Below are 22,433 nucleotides of genomic sequence, written 5' to 3' on the forward strand. Positions count from 1 at the left end.
TTGAAGAATGTTTGAATACAATGACGCAATATATTGTGTTAGAAAGAATGAATAAAATGGCAAATGCAAGCAACTTGGTTTGGTTAGACATGGAAATGACGGGCTTAGACCCAAACAAAGAGCGCATCATTGAAGTGGCGATGATTGTGACTGACAATGAATTGAATACCATCGCACAATCTCCGATTTTGACTGTGCATCAAAGCGATGAGTTACTCAATGCGATGGATGAATGGAATACCGCCACGCACACCCGTACAGGCTTGGTCGAGCGTGTCAAAGTATCCACGATGAATGAAGCGGAAGTGGAAGCGCAATTGTTGGCGTTCATGCAGCAATATGTGCCTGAAAAAACCTCACCTATGTGCGGCAATTCAGTACACCAAGACCGTCGTTTTATGCAAATTTACATGCCAGCTTTAGAAGCCTATTTCCATTATCGCAATTTGGATGTGTCTACTTTAAAAGAATTGGCGCGCCGCTGGCGACCTGAAATTGCCAAAGGTGTGGTGAAAAAAGGAGCACATCAGGCTTTGGCCGACATTGAAGAGAGCATTGCAGAGATGCGTTATTATCGCGAACATTTTTTAAAATTGAGCCAAACCGAGGCAAGTGAGTAAGACGTTGGTTGATGATGGTGAGCCTGTATGATTAGAGAATCAAAAACAATGGCCAAAGTTTTAGAAGATTTGTCCGAGCATCAACAATACATTGCTTTGCAACACATGCGCGATTGGTTTGAGCAAGATGCCCATCGCTTTGAGCGCATGCATCAAAAAGTGGGACCTTTGCTGCTCGATTACAGTAAAAACCGTGTGACAGAAGAAACATGGCAATTATTGAGTGATTTGGCCGATGCCTCCGATTTGAAAAGTTGGCGTGAAGCGATGTTTGGCGGCGAAAAAATCAATCGCAGTGAAGCAAGAGCGGTATTGCACACAGCTTTGCGCCAAGAACGCAATGCGGTGGTGGAAGTCGATGGCGTCAATGTGGTGGCGCAAGCGTATCAAGCTTTGGATAAGGCTTTGGATTTTGCTGAAAAAATCCGCCAAGGTATGCATTTGGGCTATACTAAGCAGCGCATTGTGGATGTGGTTAATTTGGGTGTGGGTGGCTCGGATTTGGGTCCGAAAATGGTCACTGAGGCACTGAAATCTTTTGCCACGGGCGATGTGAATGTGCATTTTGTTTCCAATGTGGATGGCGCACATTTGCACCATGTTTTGGAGCATTTGCGTCCTGAAACCACTTTGTTTGTGGTCGCCAGCAAGTCTTTTACCACGCCTGAAACCTTGCTCAATGCACAAGCGGCCAAAGCTTGGCTATTGGCACAAACTGCATGGCCTGACGATGCGGTTGCTGCACATTTTGCCGCCATTTCGACCAATTTACAGGCCACTGCGGCTTTTGGCATACACCCTATGCAAGTGTTTGAAATGTTCGATTGGGTCGGTGGTCGTTATTCGGTGTGGTCAACCATCGGTTTGCCCGTGATGTGTGCGATTGGGCGAGAGGCGTTTTTGCAGTTTTTAGCAGGTGGTCGGGCGATGGATGCACATTTTCAAAATGCACCATGGCGAGAAAACATGCCTGTTATCATGGCTTTATTAGGCATTTGGTATAATAATTTCTTCGATGCCCACAGCCATGCAGTGATTCCATACGATTATGGCATGCGTTCGTGGACAGAATATTTGCAGCAATTGGACATGGAAAGCAATGGCAAAAATGTTACCCAAAACAATCAGCCAGTGAATTATGCTACCGGTCCCATTATTTGGGGTTCGCAAGGGGTGAATTGCCAACATGCTTATTTCCAATTGTTACATCAAGGTTCACGGTTGGTGCCCAGCGATTTTATTGTGCCTGTGAACAGCCATTTGCCTGTGGGCAAGCAACATACGGTTTTGGTTGCCAATGCTTTGGCACAAACGGAGGCGTTGATGCGTGGCAAGACTTTGGCAGAGGCACAAGCAGAATTGGCGCTGAACGGCCAAGACATTCATTTGGCAGCGCAAAAAGTCTTTTCTGGCAACCAGCCGACCAATACTTTGATGCTGACAGACATCAATCCTTATACTTTAGGCATGTTGATTGCCCTGTATGAGCACAAGGTTTTTGTGCAAGGCGTGATTTGGCGCATTAACTCTTTTGACCAATGGGGTGTAGAATACGGCAAAGTTTTGGCCAAAACCATTGAGCAAGAGTTGGTCAGTGGCGTGCGTGTGCCTCACGATGCTTCCACGTTTGGTTTAATTGATTATTATCAGGAGTGTTATGTTTCAACAACAACTGCAAGCCTTGACGACTAAATTGTCGAAACAAGGCGTGAAAGTCACTTGTGCAGAATCGTGTACCGGCGGTTTGTTAGCGGCAAATTTAACCCGTTTACCCGGAAGTTCGGATTGGTTTGATGTCGGTTTCATCACTTACAGCAACGATGCCAAAAAGCAATTGTTGGATGTGAAACAAGAAACTTTGCGTCATTACGGAGCGGTGAGCGAAGAAGTGGCGCGTGAAATGGCATTGGGTGCATTGATTCGTTGCAAATCACATTATTCATTGTCGATCACGGGCATTGCAGGGCCTGATGGTGGTACTGAAGACAAACCTGTGGGTTTGGTGTGGTTTGGTTTGGCGAGCAAACAACGCATTTGGGCAGAATCACGCCAATTCAATGGCGATCGCGATCAAGTGCGTGCGCAAGCGGTACAATTTGCGATTCAGTTTTTGGCATCTAAATTAGATGATTAAGCTTCAAAACTGTGATTAAAAAGCGTCCTGTAAACGGTTACAGGACGCTTTTTTAATGGGTGGATGCATTGTCAATACACGGTAGTTTTAAGTGCCAAGTGACAGATTAAAGATGCCAAGTGCGACGCCTAAAAAGTGCGGTTTTGAAGCAGGCGTGTTGCTTCTGGCAAAAGGTTTGTCTTGTTTGAAACCTCACAAACCCTATAAAGAGGTCTTGTATTCGCCCAATGCACCCGTTAACAGAGTCAATCCAAGCCAATGACGTCAATGTGCCAATTGGAGGCTTGAATTTCCAAATTGTTGGTGCGAATGCGCATGCCGACTGCATCGGCTTGTTGCTGCAAATCTCCGACCGAAACGGTTTTGACCCAACGAATTTCGTGGTTGCTGTAACGGTTTTGTTTTTCGCTGGCCGCATCAATCGTTTGTTGTAAAATACGATGTTGTTGCAGCAGCGCATCGCGCTCATTCAAAGCATCCATCAACGGACGGTTGTGTGTGCTCATCGCCTGAGCGTTGGTCAGATGAATCGCTTTGATCAAGCGATGCAATTGTGTGTTCAAGCGCAAAGCGTCCTGTAACAAAGTTTGCGGATTTTCGCTCGGTTCATCGCCTTCTTGTACCAACACATTCGCTTGCAGGCGTTGACCAATTGATGCCAATTGGGTTTGCAAGTTTTTGCGCTCTAATAAAGCTTCTGCCAATTTCATATTGATTTCCCCGTATTTCATTCAAGCGTCCTGTAACATTTACAGGACGCTTGAAGGTGTTTTAAGCTTGAATCTTGCGACAAGCTGCCATGTAATTGACATCAATGCTGTCGCACAAGCTGTACACATCGGTCAATGGATTGAAAGTGAAGCCTGTAAAATTGACAATTTCCAAACCTGCGTTGCGGCACATGCGCGCCATTTCGGCAGGGGTGACGAATTTTTTGTAGTCGTGTGTGCCGCGTGGCAACAAGCCCATGATGTATTCGGCGGCTAAAATGCTTTGGAAATATGATTTGGGATTTCGGTTGATGGTGGAGAAGAAAATCCAACCATCGTCTTTGGCCAATTGTGCACAAGAACGAATCACGCTCGCTGGGTCTGGCACATGTTCCATCATTTCCATGCACACCACCACATCAAACTGCTTGGGTTGTTCTGCCGCCAAATCTTCCACGCTGACTAAACGGTAAGACACATTTTGCAATTCGGTTTCGATGGCGTGTAGTTGGGCGATTTTCAATGATTTTTCTGCTAAATCCACACCCAAAGTGGTCGCGCCTGCTTGGGTGATGGCTTCGGTCAAAATGCCGCCACCACAGCCAACATCGACAACGTTTTTGCCTTTTAAGGACGCATAATCATCGATGTATTGCAAACGCAAAGGGTTGATGCGGTGCAACGGTTTAAATTCACTTTCTTGGTCCCACCATTTGTGAGCCAATTGGCTGAATTTCTCGATTTCGCTAGGGTCGACATTGATGTGGGTCGCTGGCTCAGTCATGGAGGGCATCCTGTAAATTGATGGCGCTTATTATAAGCGAAGGGACGCGCTTTGTGGCACTCTTACCCAACACAAGCGGATTCAGGTAAAATGTCCGCCATGTCTACTACCCGTATCGCCCTGATTTTGCACTATGACGGCAGTGCATTCTATGGCTGGCAAGTTCAGCCCCAAGGCATTCCTACCGTTCAGGCCGCTTTAGAGCACGCTTTGGCAAAAATTGCCCAACATCCTGTTGCCACCATTGTGGCAGGGCGTACCGACACGGGCGTGCATGCCACAGGTCAAGTGGTACATTTTGATACCACTGCCAAACGCCCTTTATCGGCATGGGTGCGTGGGGTCAATGCGCATTTGCCTAAAGGCATCGCCATTCAAAGTGCGCACGAAGTAGCGCCTGAATTCAGCGCACGTTTTGATGCGTATCGCCGTGCTTATCGTTATGTGTTGTGCAATGAAGCGGTGCGTCCTGTATTGCTTGCAGGCAAAGTGGGTTGGGCATTTCGTGAACTAGATGTTGCTGCAATGCAGCAAGCAGCGGTATGCTTGGCGGGGACGCACGATTTTTCCAGTTTTCGTGCTGCTGAGTGCCAAGCCAAATCGCCGATTAAAACCATGTATGACGTGAAAATCAGTCAGCAAGGCAGCATGATTTGTTTTGATTTTGAAGCGAATGCTTTTTTGCATCACATGATACGCAATTTGGTTGGTGCATTGGTGTATGTTGGTTATGGCAAACTGACGCCTGACGAATTTCATCATTTATTATTACAAAAAAATCGCACCCAAGCGCCGCCGACTTTTATGCCTGATGGTTTGTATTTGACACAAGTACATTATCCTGAGCATTTTGCAATGCCTGTGGCGCAGGTGCCATCTTGGTTGTGGGGAATAGAAGCAAAATGACGCGTGTGAAAATTTGTGGCATCACCCGAGTAGAAGATGCTCAGGCAGCGATTGCTTTGGGTGTGGATGCACTAGGATTGGTGTTTTTTGAAAAAAGCCCTCGCTTTGTGAGTATTGAACAAGCACAACAAATTGCAGCAGTGGTGCCAGCTTTCACGCAAACAGTGGGTTTGTTTGTCAATGCAAGTGAAAGCCAAGTGCATGAAGTGTTGCGCCAAGTACCTTTGGATGTGTTGCAATTTCATGGCGATGAAACTCCAGAGTTTTGTCGCCTTTTTATGCGTCCATATATTAAAGCGGTGCGTGTGGCTTCGGTACAAGACATCGAAGCGGCAGCAGCAACATTTTTTGACGCACGGGCATTGTTGTTTGATGCACATGTTGAAGGTGTGTACGGTGGCACAGGACAGGTGTTTGATTGGCGATTGTTGCCTAAAAATTTAACTCAAGCATGGGTTTTGTCAGGAGGTTTGTATCCTGAAAATGTGACCGAAGCGGTTGCCAAAACTGGTGCGATGGCAGTGGATGTTTCAAGCGGAGTAGAAGCGGCCAAAGGCATTAAAGACGCTCAGAAAATGCGTCAATTCATACAAGGAGCAAAATGTGCAGGAACAGAATTTACCGAATGAACGAGGCTGGTTTGGCGAATATGGCGGTGTATTTGTCGCGGAAACCTTGATTCCAGCTTTGAAGCAGTTACAGGACGCTTATGCTGAGGCGCAACTTGATCCTGAGTTTCAACAAGAATTTGACTATTATTTGCGTCATTTTGTGGGTCGTCCTAGTCCTTGCTACCATGCTGAAGGTTTGAGTGCACATTTGGGTGGTGCGCAAATTTATTTGAAGCGCGAAGATTTGAATCACACGGGCGCGCACAAAATCAACAATGCTTTGGGTCAAGCTTTGCTGGCCAAACGTATGGGCAAAAAACGTGTGATTGCCGAAACTGGCGCAGGTCAACACGGTGTGGCAACGGCAACCGTAGCTGCACGTTTTGGCATGGAATGCATTGTGTATATGGGCAGCGAAGACATTCAGCGCCAAATGCCCAACGTGTTTCGCATGAAATTGTTGGGTGCGAAAGTCGTGGCGGTGGACAGTGGTTCGAAAACCTTGAAAGACGCGCTCAACGAAGCGATGCGCGATTGGGTGGCGAATATTGACGACACCTTCTACATTTTAGGTACGGCAGCAGGTCCGCACCCTTATCCACAAATTGTGCGTGATTTTCAGTGCATCATTGGCAACGAAGCCAAAGTGCAAATGCCAGAATTGATTGGTCGCCAGCCTGATGTGGCGGTGGCGTGTGTGGGCGGTGGTTCTAACGCTATTGGCTTGTTCCATCCGTATTTGACCGAGCCACAAGTAAAATTGGTCGGCATTGAGCCAGCAGGCCGCGGCTTGGATACAGCAGACCACGCGGCACCTTTGGCAAAAGGTCAGCCAGGTGTGTTGCATGGTTTTAGAAGCTATTTGATTCAAGACGAAAACGGCCAAGTTTTGGGTACACATTCGATTTCGGCAGGTTTGGATTATCCTGGTGTGGGTCCTGAACACAGTTATTTGAAAGATTCAGGCCAAGTGGTTTACGATTCGGTTGATGACGACGAAGCGATGCAGGCGTTTGATTTGCTGTGCAGCAAAGAAGGCATCATTCCAGCGTTGGAAAGCAGCCACGCGTTGGCTTGGGCGGTGCGTGAAGCACCAAAAATGGCCAAAGACCAAGTGATTTTGGTGAATTTGTCTGGTCGTGGTGACAAAGACATCAACACGGTTGCCAAGCTTCGTGGCATTGAAATCTAATCCAAGCGTCCTGAAAGAATTGTTATGAGCAGAATCAGTCAAGTATTTGCCAATTTACAAGCTAAAAAAGCTTTGATTCCTTACATTACCGCAGGCGACCCCAATTTGGGCACGACTTTGCAATTGATGCACACTTTGGTCGACAGCGGCGCCGATCTGATTGAGTTGGGCGTGCCATTTTCAGACCCGATGGCAGACGGTGAGGTCATTCAACGTGCGGCAACGCGTGCGGTCGCGCAAGGCGTCTCTTTGCGCGATGTGTTGGGTTTGGTGGCACAATTTCGTGAGACCAACCAAACCACACCTGTGATGTTGATGGGTTATTTGAATCCGATTCACCGCTTGGGTTACGAAGCGTTTGCGCAAGCAGCGGCTGAGGCAGGTGTTGATGGCGTGTTGACCGTGGATTGTCCGATTGAAGAAATTGGCGCTTTGAATCAATATTTGAAACCTGCTGGCATCGATTGTATTTTCTTAATTTCGCCAACAACACCGGTTGAGCGCATTGAAGCGATTGCTCGAGAAGCCAGTGGTTTTGTATACTATGTGTCTTTGAATGGCGTGACAGGCTCAGCGAATTTGGATGTGGCTGCTGTGGCCAAGCAAGTTGCGCTCGTCAAACAATATGTGCCATTGCCTGTGGGCGTGGGTTTTGGTATTCGTGATGCCGCCAGTGCAAAAGCCATTGCTGAGGTTGCGGATGCAGCGATTGTAGGTAGCCGTTTGGTGCAAGCCATTGAAAACAATGTAGGCAATGAGCCAGCGGTTGTTGCCGCCATCGTACAAGAGTTAAACCAAGCTGTGAAAGCAGCAGTATAAGGGGACTGACGTGAGTTGGTTAGACAAAATTTTACCTCCAAAAATCAAAAGCCGTGATACGAGCAGCCGCTCGAATGTGCCTGAAGGTTTGTGGAGCAAGTGTCCATCTTGTTCAGAGGTGTTGTATGCCACTGATTTACAGAAAAACATGCAAGTGTGCCCAAAGTGTGGTCACCACCATGCTTTGAGTGCGCGTGAGCGTTTGGGTGTGTTGTTGGATGAAGAAGATCGCCAAGAGATTGGTATCGATGTTAAACCAGTAGACATTTTGAAATTCAAAGACACCAAAAAATACCCAGACCGTTTGGTTGCCGCACGCAAAGCGACAGGTGAAGACGATGCTTTGGTGGTGATGAGTGGCAAAATGGCTGGGTTACCTGTGGTGGTGGCAGCATTTGAATTCAAATTCATTGGCGGCTCTATGGGCTCGGTGGTAGGCGAGCGTTTCGTGCGCGGTGTGCGTGAAGCGGTGCGTTTGAATTGTCCATTCATTTGTGTGGCTGCTTCAGGCGGCGCACGCATGCAAGAAGGCTTGAATTCTTTGATGCAAATGACCAAAACTTCAGCGGCTTTGCATTTGTTGTCTGAAAAACGCTTGCCGTTTGTTTCTGTATTGACCGATCCGACTATGGGTGGTGTGTCTGCCAGCTTCGCTTTCTTGGGCGATGTGGTGGTGGCTGAGCCAAATGCCTTGATTGGTTTTGCAGGTCCACGCGTGATTGAGCAAACAGTGCGTGAAACTTTGCCTGAAGGCTTTCAGCGTGCTGAATTTTTGTTGGAAAAAGGCGCTATTGACCAAATCGTTGATCGTCGTGAGATGAAACAAACTTTGGCTGATTTATTGACTTTATTACAACGTCATGAAGCGGTGAAAGTCGCTTAATCGCAGCTTCAATCTGATTTGTAGAAGCGTCCTGTAAATACAGGACGCTTTTTTTGTGGCTTTTTACGGTGGTTTCGGTTAAAAACAACTTAATTTATTTTATTTGCATGGTTATATGTCATATTTATATGGCGAAAACTTGAATAGAAGGGAAGAGCTGTGTCGCGTTATTTCCGTAAGGTTGGATTTGTCTGTTTGATGGGATTGGCGCCTTTGGCGATGGCTGAACAATGGGTCATATTAGGCAGTCCATCTGGTATAAGATATAACAGCCATACTCCACGTTTGTCGTTTGTTCCTGAATCGATTGATACACAAGCCAGAACTGTGGTTGTGAAACGTGAGCAAGATCAGCCTGCGTTTAATGCAGAGGTGAGACAATCTAAGGCCACGGATTTATCTGTGGACTCTGTGATTGCACAGCGTCATTATCGTTGTGACAAGCGCCAATTTCACACGCCTGCGGCACAATATTTGACGGATAAGGGACAAGTGGTGCATGAATATGACTACCGTTTGCGTCAAGGTTTGTTGTTTCAGTTAAGCAATGTGGATGAAGGCGGTGAGGCTGAGCAAACTTTATTCAGACGAGTATGTGGGTTTTAATCTAGCACAATCAGGAACAGCAATGAAAACAATGACAGCATGGTTATGCCATTGTAGCTTAGGTTTGAGTTTGGCGTTCAGTATGAGCGCTTGCCAAGCTGAAACGGTCGCGACTTCGAAGTCTATCATTGTTGCTAATGAAGAAGTGTTGCAATGGCAAGATGTGGTGTCCTTGAATGAGCCTTGGGCGATGGTGTTTGTGAGCAATGATGCTGTTTTGATTACAGAAAAATCTGGTCAGCTGCAATGGGTTGATGTTAATACCAAAGCCATTCACAATATTTCAGGCGTGCCAGCTGTGGTGTATGGTGGGCAAGGAGGATTGGGAGATGTGGCGTTGCATCCTGATTTTGCCAACAATCGTTTGGTGTATTTGAGTTATGCCGAGGCAGGAGACAAGCACACGCAAGGTGCGGCAGTGGTCAGAGCCAAGCTTGAAGGTGTTGCCCCAAATTTATCTTTGCAAAATGTGGAAGTCATTTGGCGACAAATGCCGAAAGTCACAGGTAAGGGGCATTACGGTCACAGATTGTTGTTCGGTCACGATGGCAAATTGTGGATTTCTTCGAGCGAGCGTCAAAAGTTTCAACCTGCGCAAGACATGAACAGTCATTTGGGCAAAATCATTCGTTTGAACGATGACGGTAGCACGCCTAGTGACAATCCTTTTGTTGGGCAAGGTGCCATGACTGAGCAAATTTGGTCTTTGGGTCATCGCAATATATTGGGCATGGCGTTGGATGTTACAGGTCGCTTGTGGGTCAATGAGATGGGACCTCAAGGCGGAGATGAATTCAATTTGATACAAAAAAGAGGTAATTATGGTTACCCTGAAGTGTCAGATGGCGATCATTACAGTGGCCGTGTGATTCCCAATCATGATACCCGTCCTGAATTCATTGCGCCAAAAATCGTATGGACACCTGTGATTTCTCCATCTAGTTTAATACGTTATCAAGGTTCAGGCCGCCCGAATTGGCAACACGATTTTTTAATGGGTGGTTTGTCTTCCAAAGCTTTGATTCGAGTGCGTATCCAAGCCGATAGTGCGCAAGAAATGGCACGATATGACATGAAAGAGCGCATCCGTTCGGTTGCACAAAGCCCAGATGGTCGAGTATGGATTTTAGAAGATGGTCGTAAGGGGCGTTTGCGTCAATTATTGCCTCCTTAATATCGGTATGGTTGGATATTGAAAATACTTTGTATGGGTGTTGATGTTGTATGAATGAGTAATATGCATTGATTTGGGAAACTTTTTGTTTTTTTTGTTTTCTGTTGAGCAAGTTGTTTGAATTTGAGCAGATTTTAAAAAGGGCTGAGCATGAGTATTTTTGATGCATTGTTGCAGTCGCACGATAAGCAAAGAGGTTTGTGTGCCAAAATTATGCAGACCAAAGGCGATACAACCAAAAGACGCCAATTGCATCAACAATTGATGCTGGAGTTGCGTGCCCATGCTCAAGCAGAGGAGCGTTATTTTTATGCGCCATTGATGTTTCATGATGAGGGGTTAGAAATTACCCGTCATGTTATGTTTGAGCACCATCAATTAGAAGATTTGCTGCGAGAAATCGATGCTTTGGATTATAGCCATTCCAAATGGTTGGTGAAAATGAGGCAAGTGACTGACATGGTTTTATTGCATTTGCATGAGGAAGAGGAGCAATTTTTTCCCAAAGCCAAAGAAATTTTAAGTGAATTACAAAAACAAAGTTTGGCGCATCAATATTGGGATGAATACCATAAAATATACGATGCGGCATAAGACAGCTGGTATTTCTGCTTATTCATCTCGATTCATTGGCCTTTTTGTATTGAAGAGTTGGCATCTTGCTCAAACAATCTAGGCCAAGCGGCACCCAATTGATTGCATACATCAATTGCTGAAGTCACGGCAGATTCTAATATCGGCAAACCACCACCGAACCATGCACCACAAAACCACACCCGTTTTTGATTGGGAGAGGCTTGTTTTTGCAATTGTTGTAGTGTGAGTATGGAGTGGAGTGACTCAGGTGTGTACATGGAACGCGTCAAGTGAGTTTGGCTGATGATGTGTTCGGATGGAATTGGCATCAAAGATTGCCAAGTTTGTAATAATGGTTGATGGGTATGTTTTAAGGCCGCTTCTATGGGATTGAGCCACACAGTCAAACTTTGTTGTTGGGCATCGGGCGACATCAGATAATTTAGAATACTCCAATCTTGGCGATCATTGGGCATTAAACGTGTGTCCGTATGGTTGACCAAAATTCCCTCTGTATAGGGCAACTGGTTTAACAGTTGTCGTTCTTGCACAAATTGATGCGAATCTAAAAACGATGTTTGCGCATGGGTGGTCGCAATGATGACATGGTCAAAATGGTGAATCTGATCGAGGTCATTTTTCACATACACTTGTTGATGTTCTTGCCATACAGCTTGAATGTTTTGGGCAGGAATATGAGTATTGTCAGTTTGTAAAGCCCGGACTAAATATTGGGTACCACCTTGCAGCCGATACAGGTTTTTGCCTTGTAACATCACATGACAAAAATGCAATAAAGGCTTGGCTGGCCATTTCATTAAATTGGCCACATCACAACTACATAAAGTTAACAACATTGGCAAAATACAACCATGCCAAAACAATGGTGGTAAATTTTGTTGTTGTAACCATGTTTGCAAATCTATGGTGTTACTCATCTCTGGCAGTTTTTGCAAGGCCCATTTAAAGCGATAAATTCCCCAAGCCAAAGTAGGCGCATATTTGTTAAAACGTGGATGAGTCGGAATTGGTGTTTGTAAGCCACCTAAGCGACCTGTTTTAAGCCAAGTTTTTCCAACTTCTCGTTTGCTTGTCAGCCATGAACACGACATGTGCGTGTGTACGTGGTCAGTATTGATGCCTAATAATTCTGCTAACAACAAAGTATTGAGCCACAAAGTAGGATTCAATATGTGAAAAGGAGCATCAAAATGGTTTTGAGAAGGGACATGTTGATATGCACTTTGCTCTGTAGGATTGAAGTGTTCTAATAAAGTGACACGATGATCGTTTTGGCGCAATACATAAGCTGCAGTCAAACCTGCCAGACTGTTGCCAATAATGCCAATATTCAAAGGTTTCAATGACATTTTCATCAAGTTAAATATAAGCATTTACCATAACCTTGTATGGGGTATATTGTAAATGTGTTTGTTGGATTCCAAGATTCATTTTGGTGAATTCAATGAAATCATGTATTTGTGGACATATTGTGTCTGCACAGAAAACGCATGATTCGTTACAAATTTAAAAGTAAAATCTCACCAACCTTCATTAATGACGATGGTTTTGAATGATTGTGTTGTAAATGTGTTGGCTGGTGATGGGCGTTGTGATGTAAACAATTGGGGATGAAAGACCTTCTGTTATGCTGATGAATTAAAATAAAAACCAATAGGAATACAATGAAAACAACATATTTGGCTGCTTGTGTGGCCTGTTTGGGTTTGAGTGTATTGGTACAGGCGCAGCCATTTTCCAATACGTATTTTATGGGCGACAGTTTGACCGACAGCGGTCAATTTATGGGACAACGTTTTACCACCAATCCAGGTCAAGTTTGGTCGCAACATTTGGCTGCTCATTTGGGCGGCAATGCCAATCCAAGTCGTTTGGGTGGAAACAATTATGCGGTCGGTGGTGCGCGTGTGGGTGAGGATACCAGCGATACGGTAGCAGGAGTGACGGTTGCCATTCCATCTATCAAGACTCAGATTGCACAGCTCAAAGCCTCTCAAGGTGGTAAATTGGATAGCCGTGCTTTGTATGCGGTTTGGGGTGGCGCAAATGATTTGTTTGCCATTACTGCAGGAGCGCCAGCACAAGCGACGATGACCGCCGCGATTATTGATCACACGACTGCCATACACAGTTTATCCAGTGCAGGTGCAACATACATTTTGGTGCCGAATTTACCTAATTTAGGTATGACGCCTGCTTTTCGTGGCAATGAAGCCGCGGGTACGCAGCTAAGCCAAACCTACAACCAAGCGTTGTATGAGCCATTTATCAAAAACAGCGTCAAAACCAATATCATTCCTTTAGATATTTATTCTTTGCTCGATGATGTTTCTAAAAATCCTGCCTCTTACGGCTTTAAAAATGTCACCACGCCAGCTTGTGGCACAACCAGCTCTGTGCAATGTGGTCCTGCACAATTATTAGAACCGAATGCCGACCAAACGTATTTGTTTGCCGATGGCGTGCATCCGACCAGTAAAGCCCATGAGGTGGTTGGACAATATGCCGCAGCAGTGCTGCAAGCACCTGCGCAAATGGCGGTTTTGGGTCGTGCTGCCAATCAAGCAGGTTTGGCGCAAATGCAGCATGTGGACAGACGTTTGCACAATATTGCACCTTTACAAGATGGCAAAACGGCGGTTTGGGTACAAGGTGGTGTGGCTTTGGGTAGTGGCAATGCGGCCAATAGTGAGTTGGATGGCGCAGGTGGTAAAGTGGTCATCGGTGTGGACAAGCGTTTGGGGGAGTGGACGGTTGGCACTTATGTGGCGCACGACAGCATTGATGGCAAAACAGGTCATATTCACCAATACGACCAACAGCGATTGGCAGGTGGCGTGTATGGTCGCTGGCAAAGCGGCTCTGCGTGGGTGAATGCGCAAGCGTATTATGCCAATTTGGATGTGGACACGCAGCGCCAATTGGCTTTGGGCAATAAAACCCAGAATCACCAAGCCAGTGGCGATGGCGACCAATATGGTGTGCGCTTGATGACAGGTTTGAATTGGCAACATGGTGATTTGAGTCATGGTCCTGTTGTGGGTGTGAGCATGCAAAAAGCGTCAATAGATCGTTTGCAAGAATCGGGTGCAGATTTCAGCGCTATGACATTTGATGCATTGAAGCAAGAATCGGTACAAAGCAGCTTGGGTTATCAAATGGCGTATCAAATCAATCCAAAATGGGACACGTTTGCCTCTTTGCAATGGCAGCGTGAATTCAAAGATGGTGTGGATAAAGTGGGTGCGCATTTGAACAGCATGGATGCTTTGCATTTTGAAGTGCCTGTGAACGAAGACAAAGCGCGCAACAGCGGTTTGTTGGAGTTGGGTGTCAATGGCAAAATCAACGAACAATGGCATCTGGGCGCAGGCGTGAATGCGCAGTTTGGTGATGCAGTGAATGCCCAAACGGCGGTGTATTTGAATACGTCTTATCGCTTTTAATCAGTGGGATGCTTTAAGTGTCCTGTAACACCTTAAAAACGCTTGCAAAATGTTACAATGCAAGCGTTTTTTGATGGAATAATGGCTGTGATACCAAATAAAGTGACATTGATTGAATACATTCGCCGCTTGGAAGAGGCACAACATGTGTTTGCAGTGGACCCTGCGCGCGTGAATGCGGCCTTAAAAGAGACCGATGGTCATTGGGAAGACAAATTATGGCAGCGAGCCCAAGCCATAGACCAAGACCAACGCTTACAAAAGCGCATTGTCCATTGGCACAATCAAGCCAAATGGTGGGTGTATGCGCTGACGGTATTGTGGTTGGTGTTGGGTGTGGTCAGTGCGGTTGGTTTGATGCAAACGGCCAGTTTGAATTTCTTTTACGTTTTAATCAGCGTTTTGGGCATGAATGCGTTGATGTTGCTGGTGTGGTTGTGGCAAAGCAGGCGCACTGTAACAGGCATGAGTGGGTTGGGATTGTTCGCGACTTTAGGCAACAAGCGTCCTGAACAACGTATTTTGGCAGATTATTACCAAGAACAATGGTTGCGTCCTGAAATGAAGTGGCATTGGGGCAAACTTAGCCATCAATTGTGGTTGGCGAGTTTGGGCGGGTTGTTGCTGGGCGTGGTGGTGATGTTGTTGGTGCGCCAATACACGTTCAATTGGCAATCGACTTTGCTCGATTCAGGCAGCTTGGGCAATATGGTGATGGCGTTGGCGTGGTTGCCGAAGCTTTTGGGTTTGAATGTGCCTGATTTACATGCGGTAGCGAGCAGCGAAGCTTTGGGCGATGTGGCATTTTCCAAGCAGTGGGCGAATTTATTGTGGTCGTCTTTATTGCTGTATGGCATTGTGCCGCGAATGTTGGCGTGGGTATTTTGCCATTTGCACAGTCAGAAAATGCTGTTTGCGCTGCCATTGCAATTACCGTATTACCAACGCCTAAAGCGTTTGTGGAGTACGAAAGTGGTCGATAGCGCAGCCGATTATCGTGACGATGCACTGCACAAGCGTCCTGAAAATGCAGCGGTTGTGGCCAACGCCACGGTATTCGTTGCGGCTTGGGAAACCGAGCCCAATAGCCGCGCATGGCAGCAGCGTCCTGTAGGCGCAGTGTCGCTGGGTATCATTGACAGTCGCGAAGAGCAAGCGGTGTTGTTACAGCGTTTGCAAATGCAAGCGAGCCAATTGTATTTGTGGGTGCGCGTTCACAGCATGCCCGATCGTGGTGTGATGCGTCGTTTGAACCAATATGCCGATCATGCGCAAGCAGGTTTCACCGTCTGTTTGTGGCAAGAATACGCAGATGAAGAACGTTTGCAATTGTGGCAACACAAACTCAATGAGCAAGCGATTTTGTGGCAACAGGAAGGGCAGTCGTGAAGCATTTGAATATTGCGGTGGTCGGACACACCAATACTGGCAAAACCTCTTTGTTGCGCACTTTATTGCGTGATGAGGTATTTGGTGAGGTGAAAAATGCACCTGCCACCACGCGCCATGTCCAAATTGCCAGTATTGAAGTGGATGCAAACCATGCCGTGCAATTGTTTGATACGCCCGGTTTGGAAGATGCGGGCGGTTTGCTCGATTGGTTGGAACACAATACAGTCAATCGTTTGGATGGCATTGAACGCATCGAACAATTTTTACAGGACGCTGTGGCACGCAACGAGTTTGCGCAAGAAGCCAAAGTTTTGCGTCAAGTGTTGGCAAGCGATGTCAGTTTGTATGTGATTGATGCGCGTGAACCTGTGGTGGCGAAATACAAAGACGAATTGACGGTGTTGTCTTGGTGCGCCAAGCCTGTGATGCCGGTGTTCAATTTTGTGCAAACAGGCAATGCTGCTGCTTGGCACGAGATGCTCGCGCGGCGCAGTTTGCATGTACACAGCCAATTTGACACCGTAGCATTTGATTTTGACAGCGAAATGCTGCTGTGGACGCAGTTGGATATTTTGCTCAATCACCATTCGATTTTGGACATTTTGCAAACGCAACGCCGTGAACAATGGCATGTTTTGCACCAGCAAGCGCATGAATTATTGGCACATTTTTTGATGGATGTGGCGGCATTTGTGCAAACCGTACAAGAGCATGAGCCGTTAGAGCCTGTATTGGCCAATATGCAAGCCAAAGTGCGCCAACGTGAGGCTCATTTCCAACAAAATTTGCTGCAATTGTTTCGCTTTTACCAACAAGCCGATTTGCCTGCACATTGGATGGCGCAAGCGTTTTCACAAAATCCATTTGATGCCGAATTGCTCAAAAAAATGGGCATTCGAACGAGTACTGGAGCTGCAGTGGGCGCTTTGGTTGGATTGGGTGTGGATGCGGCGACTTTGGGTTTGTCGGGCGGTTTGGGTGCGGCTTTGGGTGGCATGCTCGGTGGCGTGTTGTCCAATGCGGCAAGCATCAGCGACAAAATCAAACGCATCAAAACCATTCACATCGACCCTGCCACCATCGTGTTGTTGGCCACTCGCGGCAAAGCTTTGATGGAGACTTTGAACAAACGTGGGCATGCCTCACAACACGTTTTGAATTTGCAAGATTGGGAAGCTTTATGGCGCAACAGCCGTTTGCCTAAGCCTTTGAAAAATGCGCGCACCCATCCGCAATGGTCAAGCCTAAATCAAGGCATATCTGTACAAAAAGCCCAAATCAGCCGCCAAACTGCAGCGCTTGAATTGGCGATGATTTTGGAGCAAGAACAAGTGGTATTGGCTCAGAAGGAATGATGTATTGAGTATTTCATGGCTCAATTTTAAGCGTCCTGTAACATTGACAGGACGCTTATTTCATATTGGTATGGGTAAGTTGGTTTAATGTGTTTTTGGCATAAAATAAATAGTTGATAAGAGGGTGTTTTTGTATGGATAGAAGTTTGATTTTAGTCCATTAGAATCAAAAAATTTTTTAAGAAAATCAATCATATTACTAAATAGTCTATTGAAAATGAGATATTTTAACAAGATTGGATGAAGCAGTTGGCAGAGGCTTTATGTGGTTTAGAAAAGCCTCTGTTAACATGTGATTTTTTTGATTTAAATGAAGTATTTTTCGGAGAGAAGGTCAATGACTGTTTGATTCTACTGATTCTGTCCATTAAAAAAGGGAGAATTGCTGCATATTTTTTTATTTATATAATTGATTGAATTGTAAAAAATATTCTTTTTTAACATTAAACAAGTTAAAAAAGTTGTGATAGTACTGAGAAATATAGTGAAAGCAACATCATCTTTGAGATTAAACAATGATACGATGATTAACACCACGAAACCATGAAAAATATAGACAGATAACGTACGTTGTCCTAATTGCAGCCATCGACCACGAAACAATTGTATAGAGGAAAAGAATGCTAAGACAGTGATCAAAGAAAGAGCTAGAAAAGCCATTCTCTTTATCATACCTGATATTGCATCTACGCCCAATTGTGAGTAACTGAAACTTCCATAAAGCCAGTATTTGTTGATATCTGTATAAAAATAATAAACCAACAGACCAATAAAAATGAATGGGGCAGCATATAAACAAAGCTTCTTTTGTTTTACATAATTGACGATTTGATGTCCATAAAAAGCACCCATTACAAAAAATGGAAAAAATACAAAAATTCTGCCTAGTGAAAAATAATAATTATTAATCGGTGAAAGCCCAATGAGCAATGATAAGGCCACAGCGATAATGACAGGTGTTTTGAGTTTCTTCAGTAAAGGAGTCATGACAGTCCATGCAATCATAGCAGCTATATACCAAAGTATCCAAAACGGAGAGATTAAATACTCTAAATAAATCTCCCCTTTTAATCCCCAATTAAAAAGACAATAAATGATTTGAAAAGGAATCAATAAAGAGAAAAAATAAATGACTTTTTTCACCAAATCTTTATCTTTGAAAAACATTCCTGAGATGAAAGTGAAGGCTGGTATATGAAAAGTGTATATTGTTGCTAATATTGCTTTAATTTCAGGACTTTTCCATCCTACCAATTTTTCCAAAAAATGACCTAAAACAACTAAAAATATCAATATGGCCTTACCTGTATCTAAATAAGTATCTCTGGGCATCTGGTTTTATTCTTTTTAAAATTTTAGATGAACATATTATAGGGGCTGTTGAACATTCACAATTTTAACCAAATCAAACTGCAAGATAATGAAACTGTCCCAATATAGCTGTTGAGCAGTTTGTCGTAGCGATTGAATACAGCCCGCTGATGCTTTAGATTGGCAAGGCAAATGTATTTTAACCACATGCTTAGCCTGATAAATTCTCTAGTCCATGTGACCATTACTGGTTTTGGCATTTTTCTTTCGAGGAGTATTGGTATGAGTCTCTCGGAAATGAATGCGTTCTTTAAATGCTTCAGAAGCATAGCCTTTGTCTGTATTTAAGAACTCAGTATCTTTTAAATCCAAAAGTTCAAGTATTCAAGCGGATTGCCATATGCATTAACAGTCAAATATATTTTCGGGCTGTGACCACCAACACTTTTGGTCGTGCCTTGGTTACTACCACTTGCTGCGCCTGCACTGCTTTGATGGATTAAAACATAAGTGGTATCAGTTGAAACCTACTTCATATCAGTATTCTTAATAGTCTATAAAACAAATCAGAAGCAGACCACTGTCTAAATGCTTTAAATACAGTATTCGCTTTGCCATAATAGTTTGGTAAATATCGCCAAGGGCAATCAGTTTTGAGGCGGTAAATGATGCCTAAAAAGGTGTCTTTCAAACTGAGTTTGTCATCAATATTCAAATCTAGGAAAATTGGCTTTAGCTTCTGCCACTGCTCCTTGATGATAATGGTTGTAGGCATAGATAGGGGATGTTTAAAAGATTGTTTGGTGATAATATTTTAATGTCCTCTATCCAACCTATTCAAATGTCCCGCAGGCTTTATTGATTTCAGATATTTGAAAGACAGAAATTTTTCATAATCGGTTGAGTTACTACTCCTTTGTGATGCCATGATATTAAAATATCTTAGGTAGCTTGCTTATTAAAGTTCGAAAATTTAATTTTTTCGACCATTGTATCAAGCGATGACAAAATCCCTGCCACATTCAAGGGCATGGAACAATTGACCGCTTTGCTCAAAATATTACCCAAAAATAATTTAAGCGTCCTGTAACATTGACAGACCGTTTATTCAGGCCTGAAAGTCATTTCCATCGGTTGATTGCCGTTGTAAATGCGCACTTGGATTTGGCGGGCTTCCTGTAATGCGGTGACCATGTCAGAGCGCAGTGCGCGCGTGACCAAAGGCAAATCGTTGCGCAAACCCATGCCAACGGTATCATCAAATTCAAAATCATTATGGTTGTGAGTGCGGATGTTGACTTTCACCTGACACAAACCTTGCGGATTCATGTCGCATGAAGTATTGATTAACATCGGCCAAACTTCGTTTTTTTCATATTTCAATGCCAATTGATTCGGATATTCAGCCGCTTCCAAATAAGCATATTGCTCTTGGGCATTTTCTTGCCAACCTTGTTGCACCAAGGCTTGTTGAAATTCTAATTTGTCCCAATCGCTAGGCGCGAAAATGGTGCGCTGTAAAATAGGCCAACTGAATAGTAAAACAAGCCCTAAAATCAATGCGGCAATGGCACCATACACTATCAATTTGCTCACCAAGCTGTAACGCTTGTGGGATGTGGCGTAAATGTCTTGCTCCAAATACACATCAGGCTCAATGCGCACATCGCCCCGCCCATCGTGAATGCTGTTGTCTAACAAACCCAAACGATGCGGCTCATTGTGCGTTTCCAATTGCAATGACGGGGATATGGACGTAAACAAATCAGGTTGTTGTTGGCGCAATTGGGCGTCGTAGCGTTGACGCGTTGCAGGGTTGAGCAACCAAGCTTCGGCTTTGTCTAAAATAGCGGGATTGAGGCTGTGATGGTGTCTGTGGGTTTGGATGGCTTGTGCGATGGCTTGGCTGTCTGCCAGCGGTGTGAGACTCAGTAAAACGTAGATGTTGCTGATGCGAGGTGGGCTCATGAATGGCTTTGCAAAAACAATGATAAACGGTTAGATTCGCCATTTTTAAGTAAATGGTATACCTGAAAATCGTCTGCCAAAAATACCTGTCCCTCGTAAAATTGTTGCGCTTCTTGCAGCAAAGGCTGTAACAAAGTTTTGGTGGCATAGCGGCTGCTAAAATGGGTCAAAATCAAATTTGGCAAACCTGTGTTTTGTGCAAATGTAGCCACTTGTTTGGCTGAGCTGTGCATCGGAAAACTACCCACTTTGTCCGCCACTTCTTGGGTATAAGTCGCTTCGTGTATCAACACATCTACATCCACACAAGCGTCCTGTAACAGTTCAGGCGTGTCGTTGTCGCCCGCTACAATCACACAAGCGCGGTGTTGTTGCTGGATGACAAAATCATCAGAATCATAAGTGTGTCCATTGATTTCTACATCTTGACCTTGTTGCAACAAGCCCCATGTTTTGCCTTTGGGAACTTGAGCATGTTCTAAAGCGGCAAGATTCAATTGGCGTTTGGATTCGGTGTAAGTGATTTTAAACGCATGGCTTGGCACACGGTGGTTCAAAGCGTGGGTTTCGATGACAAAGCCATCTAATGTTATGGGCGCATGCAAAAGTTGTTCAACATGGATAAATTGCAATTCATACGTCAAATGCATATCGGTTAAGGCAATGGTTTGTTGTAGCCATTGCCATACTGCATCGGGAGCGATGATGGTTAAAGGTGCGGTGCGTTTGTGCATGCTTGCGCTGGCAATTGCACCGGGTAAACCATAGCAATGGTCGCCATGCACATGGGTGATGCAAATAGCACTTAAATGGTGCATAGACCAATCGGTATGCAGCAATTGGTGTTGCGTCGCTTCACCACAATCGATGAGCAGCCACGGCTTGCGTTGGTATTGACCCAATGCCAAAGCGCTGACATTGCGTTTTTTGGTTGGAATGCCAGCGGAAGTACCTAAAAATTGCCAATGTAACATACGGTTTTCTTTGCGTTAACGTCTGCGAGCGGGTTTGGTGTTTTCAGGTGGCATCAAATCACGTCCAAAATGCATTTCAGGCAAATCGTCACTGTTAGGAAAGACGGCTTTGATATACGAAGAGCGGCTCAATTCACGCATTAAAAATGGGACTTGTTGCATATCTTTGAAGACCAAATTCTTGCCGATGATTTGTGCGGTATAAGTGTATGGTGCTTGTCCGTCAAACACAAAAGTCACGTCACAAAACTGATTGCCACGTTCTCCGCAATCAATGTTTTTAGCGCGCGGCAAAGCCAAAACGGGTAAATCTTGGGTAGCATTTTTATGGATGCTTAAATAAGCGTGAGAAGCATCGCTAGAAGGCAAATACGTCTCGCCCTCTTTTTGCAGCCACGTATTCCAATTTTCAGGCGGCACTTGCTGTTCGGACAAATGTTGTTGCAGCAAAATCTTTTGGTCTTGGCGCATTTGTACTTGTGCCATTTGCCACAATGCGATGACCAAAACACCTGTCACCAGCAAACATCCTAATAATAATAACCAATGCCAAGCACCCATACGTGGTTTGGGGCGTTCAGGTGAGCGCGCAGGTGTATAGGTATGTGTGTGGGCTGACGTGGTGGCTTGATGGTGTTGGGCTAAAGCTTGCGTATGGGTCATAGGCAAAGTTTTTTGTTTGGACAGCTCTGTTTTCCAATCGGTGGTTAAGGTGCCTTTTTGCAAAGCTTGCTTGAGTGAGTGGTCATAAGCTTGGCGTAGATTGGTATTTAACAAATAAAAACGGGCACTTTGCACTACTGCATCAGGCAGTTGTTGTGAGGATTCTGCGGCATCAATCGCTTGTTTTAATTCAGCATCTGAGGCAGTCGAAGAAACGTTTAAAACCGCATATAAATTCAGCATTGTCGTTGCAGCAATCGTGAAAGTGATTAATCAAATAGACTGTTT

At 44.8% G+C, this 22,433-nt stretch carries 22 protein-coding genes; 14 read left to right on the forward strand and 8 right to left on the reverse strand.

Going from position 1 to position 22,433, the window contains the following annotated elements; translation table 11 throughout:
- The first annotated feature begins 47 nt into the window (after positions 1–47).
- From orn to H150_RS0101475, 3 genes are read left to right on the forward strand one after another with little or no spacing between them, the layout of a single operon-like run.
- Complete coding sequence (orn, locus tag H150_RS0101465) at positions 48–620, forward strand: oligoribonuclease (protein WP_019957267.1); 573 nt, start codon at positions 48–50, stop codon at positions 618–620.
- A 27-nt stretch (positions 621–647) separates the two neighbouring features.
- Complete coding sequence (pgi, locus tag H150_RS0101470) at positions 648–2,312, forward strand: glucose-6-phosphate isomerase (RefSeq protein ID WP_211206661.1); 1,665 nt, start codon at positions 648–650, stop codon at positions 2,310–2,312.
- Positions 2,278–2,754, forward strand: coding sequence for a CinA family protein (locus tag H150_RS0101475; RefSeq protein WP_019957269.1), 477 nt, complete (start codon positions 2,278–2,280; stop codon positions 2,752–2,754). The genes pgi and H150_RS0101475 overlap by 35 nt, the downstream gene beginning before the upstream one ends.
- Positions 2,755–2,999: 245 nt before the next feature.
- On the opposite strand, the gene H150_RS0101480 is transcribed toward H150_RS0101475, so the two are convergent.
- Positions 3,000–3,485, reverse strand: a complete 486-nt coding sequence (locus tag H150_RS0101480) for a DIP1984 family protein (protein ID WP_019957270.1) — start codon at positions 3,483–3,485, stop codon at positions 3,000–3,002.
- Between the two features lie 40 nt (positions 3,486–3,525).
- Complete coding sequence (ubiG, locus tag H150_RS0101485; protein ID WP_019957271.1) at positions 3,526–4,248, reverse strand: bifunctional 2-polyprenyl-6-hydroxyphenol methylase/3-demethylubiquinol 3-O-methyltransferase UbiG; 723 nt, start codon at positions 4,246–4,248, stop codon at positions 3,526–3,528.
- Between the two features lie 90 nt (positions 4,249–4,338).
- Here ubiG and truA point away from each other — a divergent pair, with 90 nt between their 5' ends.
- From truA to H150_RS0101525, 8 genes are all read left to right on the forward strand, one after another.
- A complete protein-coding gene (gene truA / locus H150_RS0101490) occupies positions 4,339–5,154 on the forward strand; it encodes a tRNA pseudouridine(38-40) synthase TruA (protein ID WP_026353383.1) in 816 nt (271 codons plus the stop codon).
- A complete protein-coding gene (locus H150_RS0101495) occupies positions 5,151–5,783 on the forward strand; it encodes a phosphoribosylanthranilate isomerase (RefSeq protein WP_019957273.1) in 633 nt (210 codons plus the stop codon). Before truA ends, H150_RS0101495 begins: the two co-directional genes overlap by 4 nt.
- A complete protein-coding gene (gene trpB, locus H150_RS0101500) occupies positions 5,758–6,957 on the forward strand; it encodes a tryptophan synthase subunit beta (protein WP_019957274.1) in 1,200 nt (399 codons plus the stop codon). The genes H150_RS0101495 and trpB overlap by 26 nt, the downstream gene beginning before the upstream one ends.
- A gap of 24 nt (positions 6,958–6,981) precedes the next feature.
- On the forward strand, positions 6,982–7,776 hold the full coding sequence (gene trpA / locus H150_RS0101505) for a tryptophan synthase subunit alpha (RefSeq protein WP_019957275.1): 795 nt from the start codon (positions 6,982–6,984) through the stop codon (positions 7,774–7,776).
- Between the two features lie 10 nt (positions 7,777–7,786).
- On the forward strand, positions 7,787–8,659 hold the full coding sequence (accD, locus tag H150_RS0101510) for an acetyl-CoA carboxylase, carboxyltransferase subunit beta (RefSeq protein WP_019957276.1): 873 nt from the start codon (positions 7,787–7,789) through the stop codon (positions 8,657–8,659).
- Positions 8,660–8,818: 159 nt separating this feature from the next.
- Positions 8,819–9,265: a hypothetical protein gene (locus tag H150_RS0101515; RefSeq protein ID WP_169708855.1), complete on the forward strand. Its 447-nt coding sequence runs from the start codon at positions 8,819–8,821 to the stop codon at positions 9,263–9,265.
- A gap of 22 nt (positions 9,266–9,287) precedes the next feature.
- Positions 9,288–10,439 carry a PQQ-dependent sugar dehydrogenase gene (locus H150_RS0101520; protein ID WP_169708856.1) on the forward strand — a complete coding sequence of 384 codons (1,152 nt, stop codon included), beginning with the start codon at positions 9,288–9,290 and terminating at the stop codon, positions 10,437–10,439.
- A 150-nt stretch (positions 10,440–10,589) separates the two neighbouring features.
- Positions 10,590–11,033, forward strand: coding sequence for a hemerythrin domain-containing protein (locus H150_RS0101525; protein WP_019957279.1), 444 nt, complete (start codon positions 10,590–10,592; stop codon positions 11,031–11,033).
- Positions 11,034–11,065: 32 nt separating this feature from the next.
- Here the strand turns inward: H150_RS0101525 and H150_RS0101530 are convergent, their stop codons facing one another.
- Positions 11,066–12,409, reverse strand: coding sequence for an NAD(P)-binding protein (locus tag H150_RS0101530; RefSeq protein ID WP_155970366.1), 1,344 nt, complete (start codon positions 12,407–12,409; stop codon positions 11,066–11,068).
- Between the two features lie 291 nt (positions 12,410–12,700).
- Here H150_RS0101530 and H150_RS0101535 point away from each other — a divergent pair, with 291 nt between their 5' ends.
- From H150_RS0101535 to H150_RS0101545, 3 genes are all read left to right on the forward strand, one after another.
- Positions 12,701–14,482 (forward strand): autotransporter domain-containing protein, encoded by a 1,782-nt coding sequence (locus H150_RS0101535; RefSeq protein WP_019957281.1) that lies wholly within the window; start codon positions 12,701–12,703, stop codon positions 14,480–14,482.
- A gap of 87 nt (positions 14,483–14,569) precedes the next feature.
- Entirely contained in the window at positions 14,570–15,871 is a 1,302-nt protein-coding gene (locus H150_RS13490) for a DUF2868 domain-containing protein (RefSeq protein ID WP_169708857.1), read from the forward strand.
- Positions 15,868–17,229: a GTPase/DUF3482 domain-containing protein gene (locus H150_RS0101545; protein ID WP_019957283.1), complete on the forward strand. Its 1,362-nt coding sequence runs from the start codon at positions 15,868–15,870 to the stop codon at positions 17,227–17,229. The genes H150_RS13490 and H150_RS0101545 overlap by 4 nt, the downstream gene beginning before the upstream one ends.
- A 351-nt stretch (positions 17,230–17,580) precedes the next feature.
- Here the strand turns inward: H150_RS0101545 and H150_RS13495 are convergent, their stop codons facing one another.
- From H150_RS13495 to H150_RS0101570, 5 genes are all read right to left on the reverse strand, one after another.
- Positions 17,581–18,561 carry an acyltransferase family protein gene (locus H150_RS13495; RefSeq protein ID WP_019957284.1) on the reverse strand — a complete coding sequence of 327 codons (981 nt, stop codon included), beginning with the start codon at positions 18,559–18,561 and terminating at the stop codon, positions 17,581–17,583.
- Positions 18,562–19,072: 511 nt separating this feature from the next.
- The gene (locus H150_RS15410; RefSeq protein WP_051082956.1) at positions 19,073–19,315 is read right to left on the reverse strand and encodes a transposase; all 243 of its coding nucleotides are present in this window, start codon (positions 19,313–19,315) and stop codon (positions 19,073–19,075) included.
- A 329-nt stretch (positions 19,316–19,644) separates the two neighbouring features.
- Positions 19,645–20,508, reverse strand: coding sequence for a hypothetical protein (locus H150_RS0101560; RefSeq protein ID WP_019957285.1), 864 nt, complete (start codon positions 20,506–20,508; stop codon positions 19,645–19,647).
- Entirely contained in the window at positions 20,505–21,482 is a 978-nt protein-coding gene (locus tag H150_RS0101565) for a ribonuclease Z (protein WP_019957286.1), read from the reverse strand. The genes H150_RS0101560 and H150_RS0101565 overlap by 4 nt, the downstream gene beginning before the upstream one ends.
- A gap of 15 nt (positions 21,483–21,497) precedes the next feature.
- Positions 21,498–22,388 carry a hypothetical protein gene (locus H150_RS0101570; RefSeq protein ID WP_019957287.1) on the reverse strand — a complete coding sequence of 297 codons (891 nt, stop codon included), beginning with the start codon at positions 22,386–22,388 and terminating at the stop codon, positions 21,498–21,500.
- Positions 22,389–22,433 lie beyond the last annotated feature (45 nt).

The sequence above is a fragment of the Vitreoscilla stercoraria DSM 513 genome (assembly GCF_000382305.1).
GTDB lineage: Bacteria > Pseudomonadota > Gammaproteobacteria > Burkholderiales > Neisseriaceae > Vitreoscilla > Vitreoscilla stercoraria.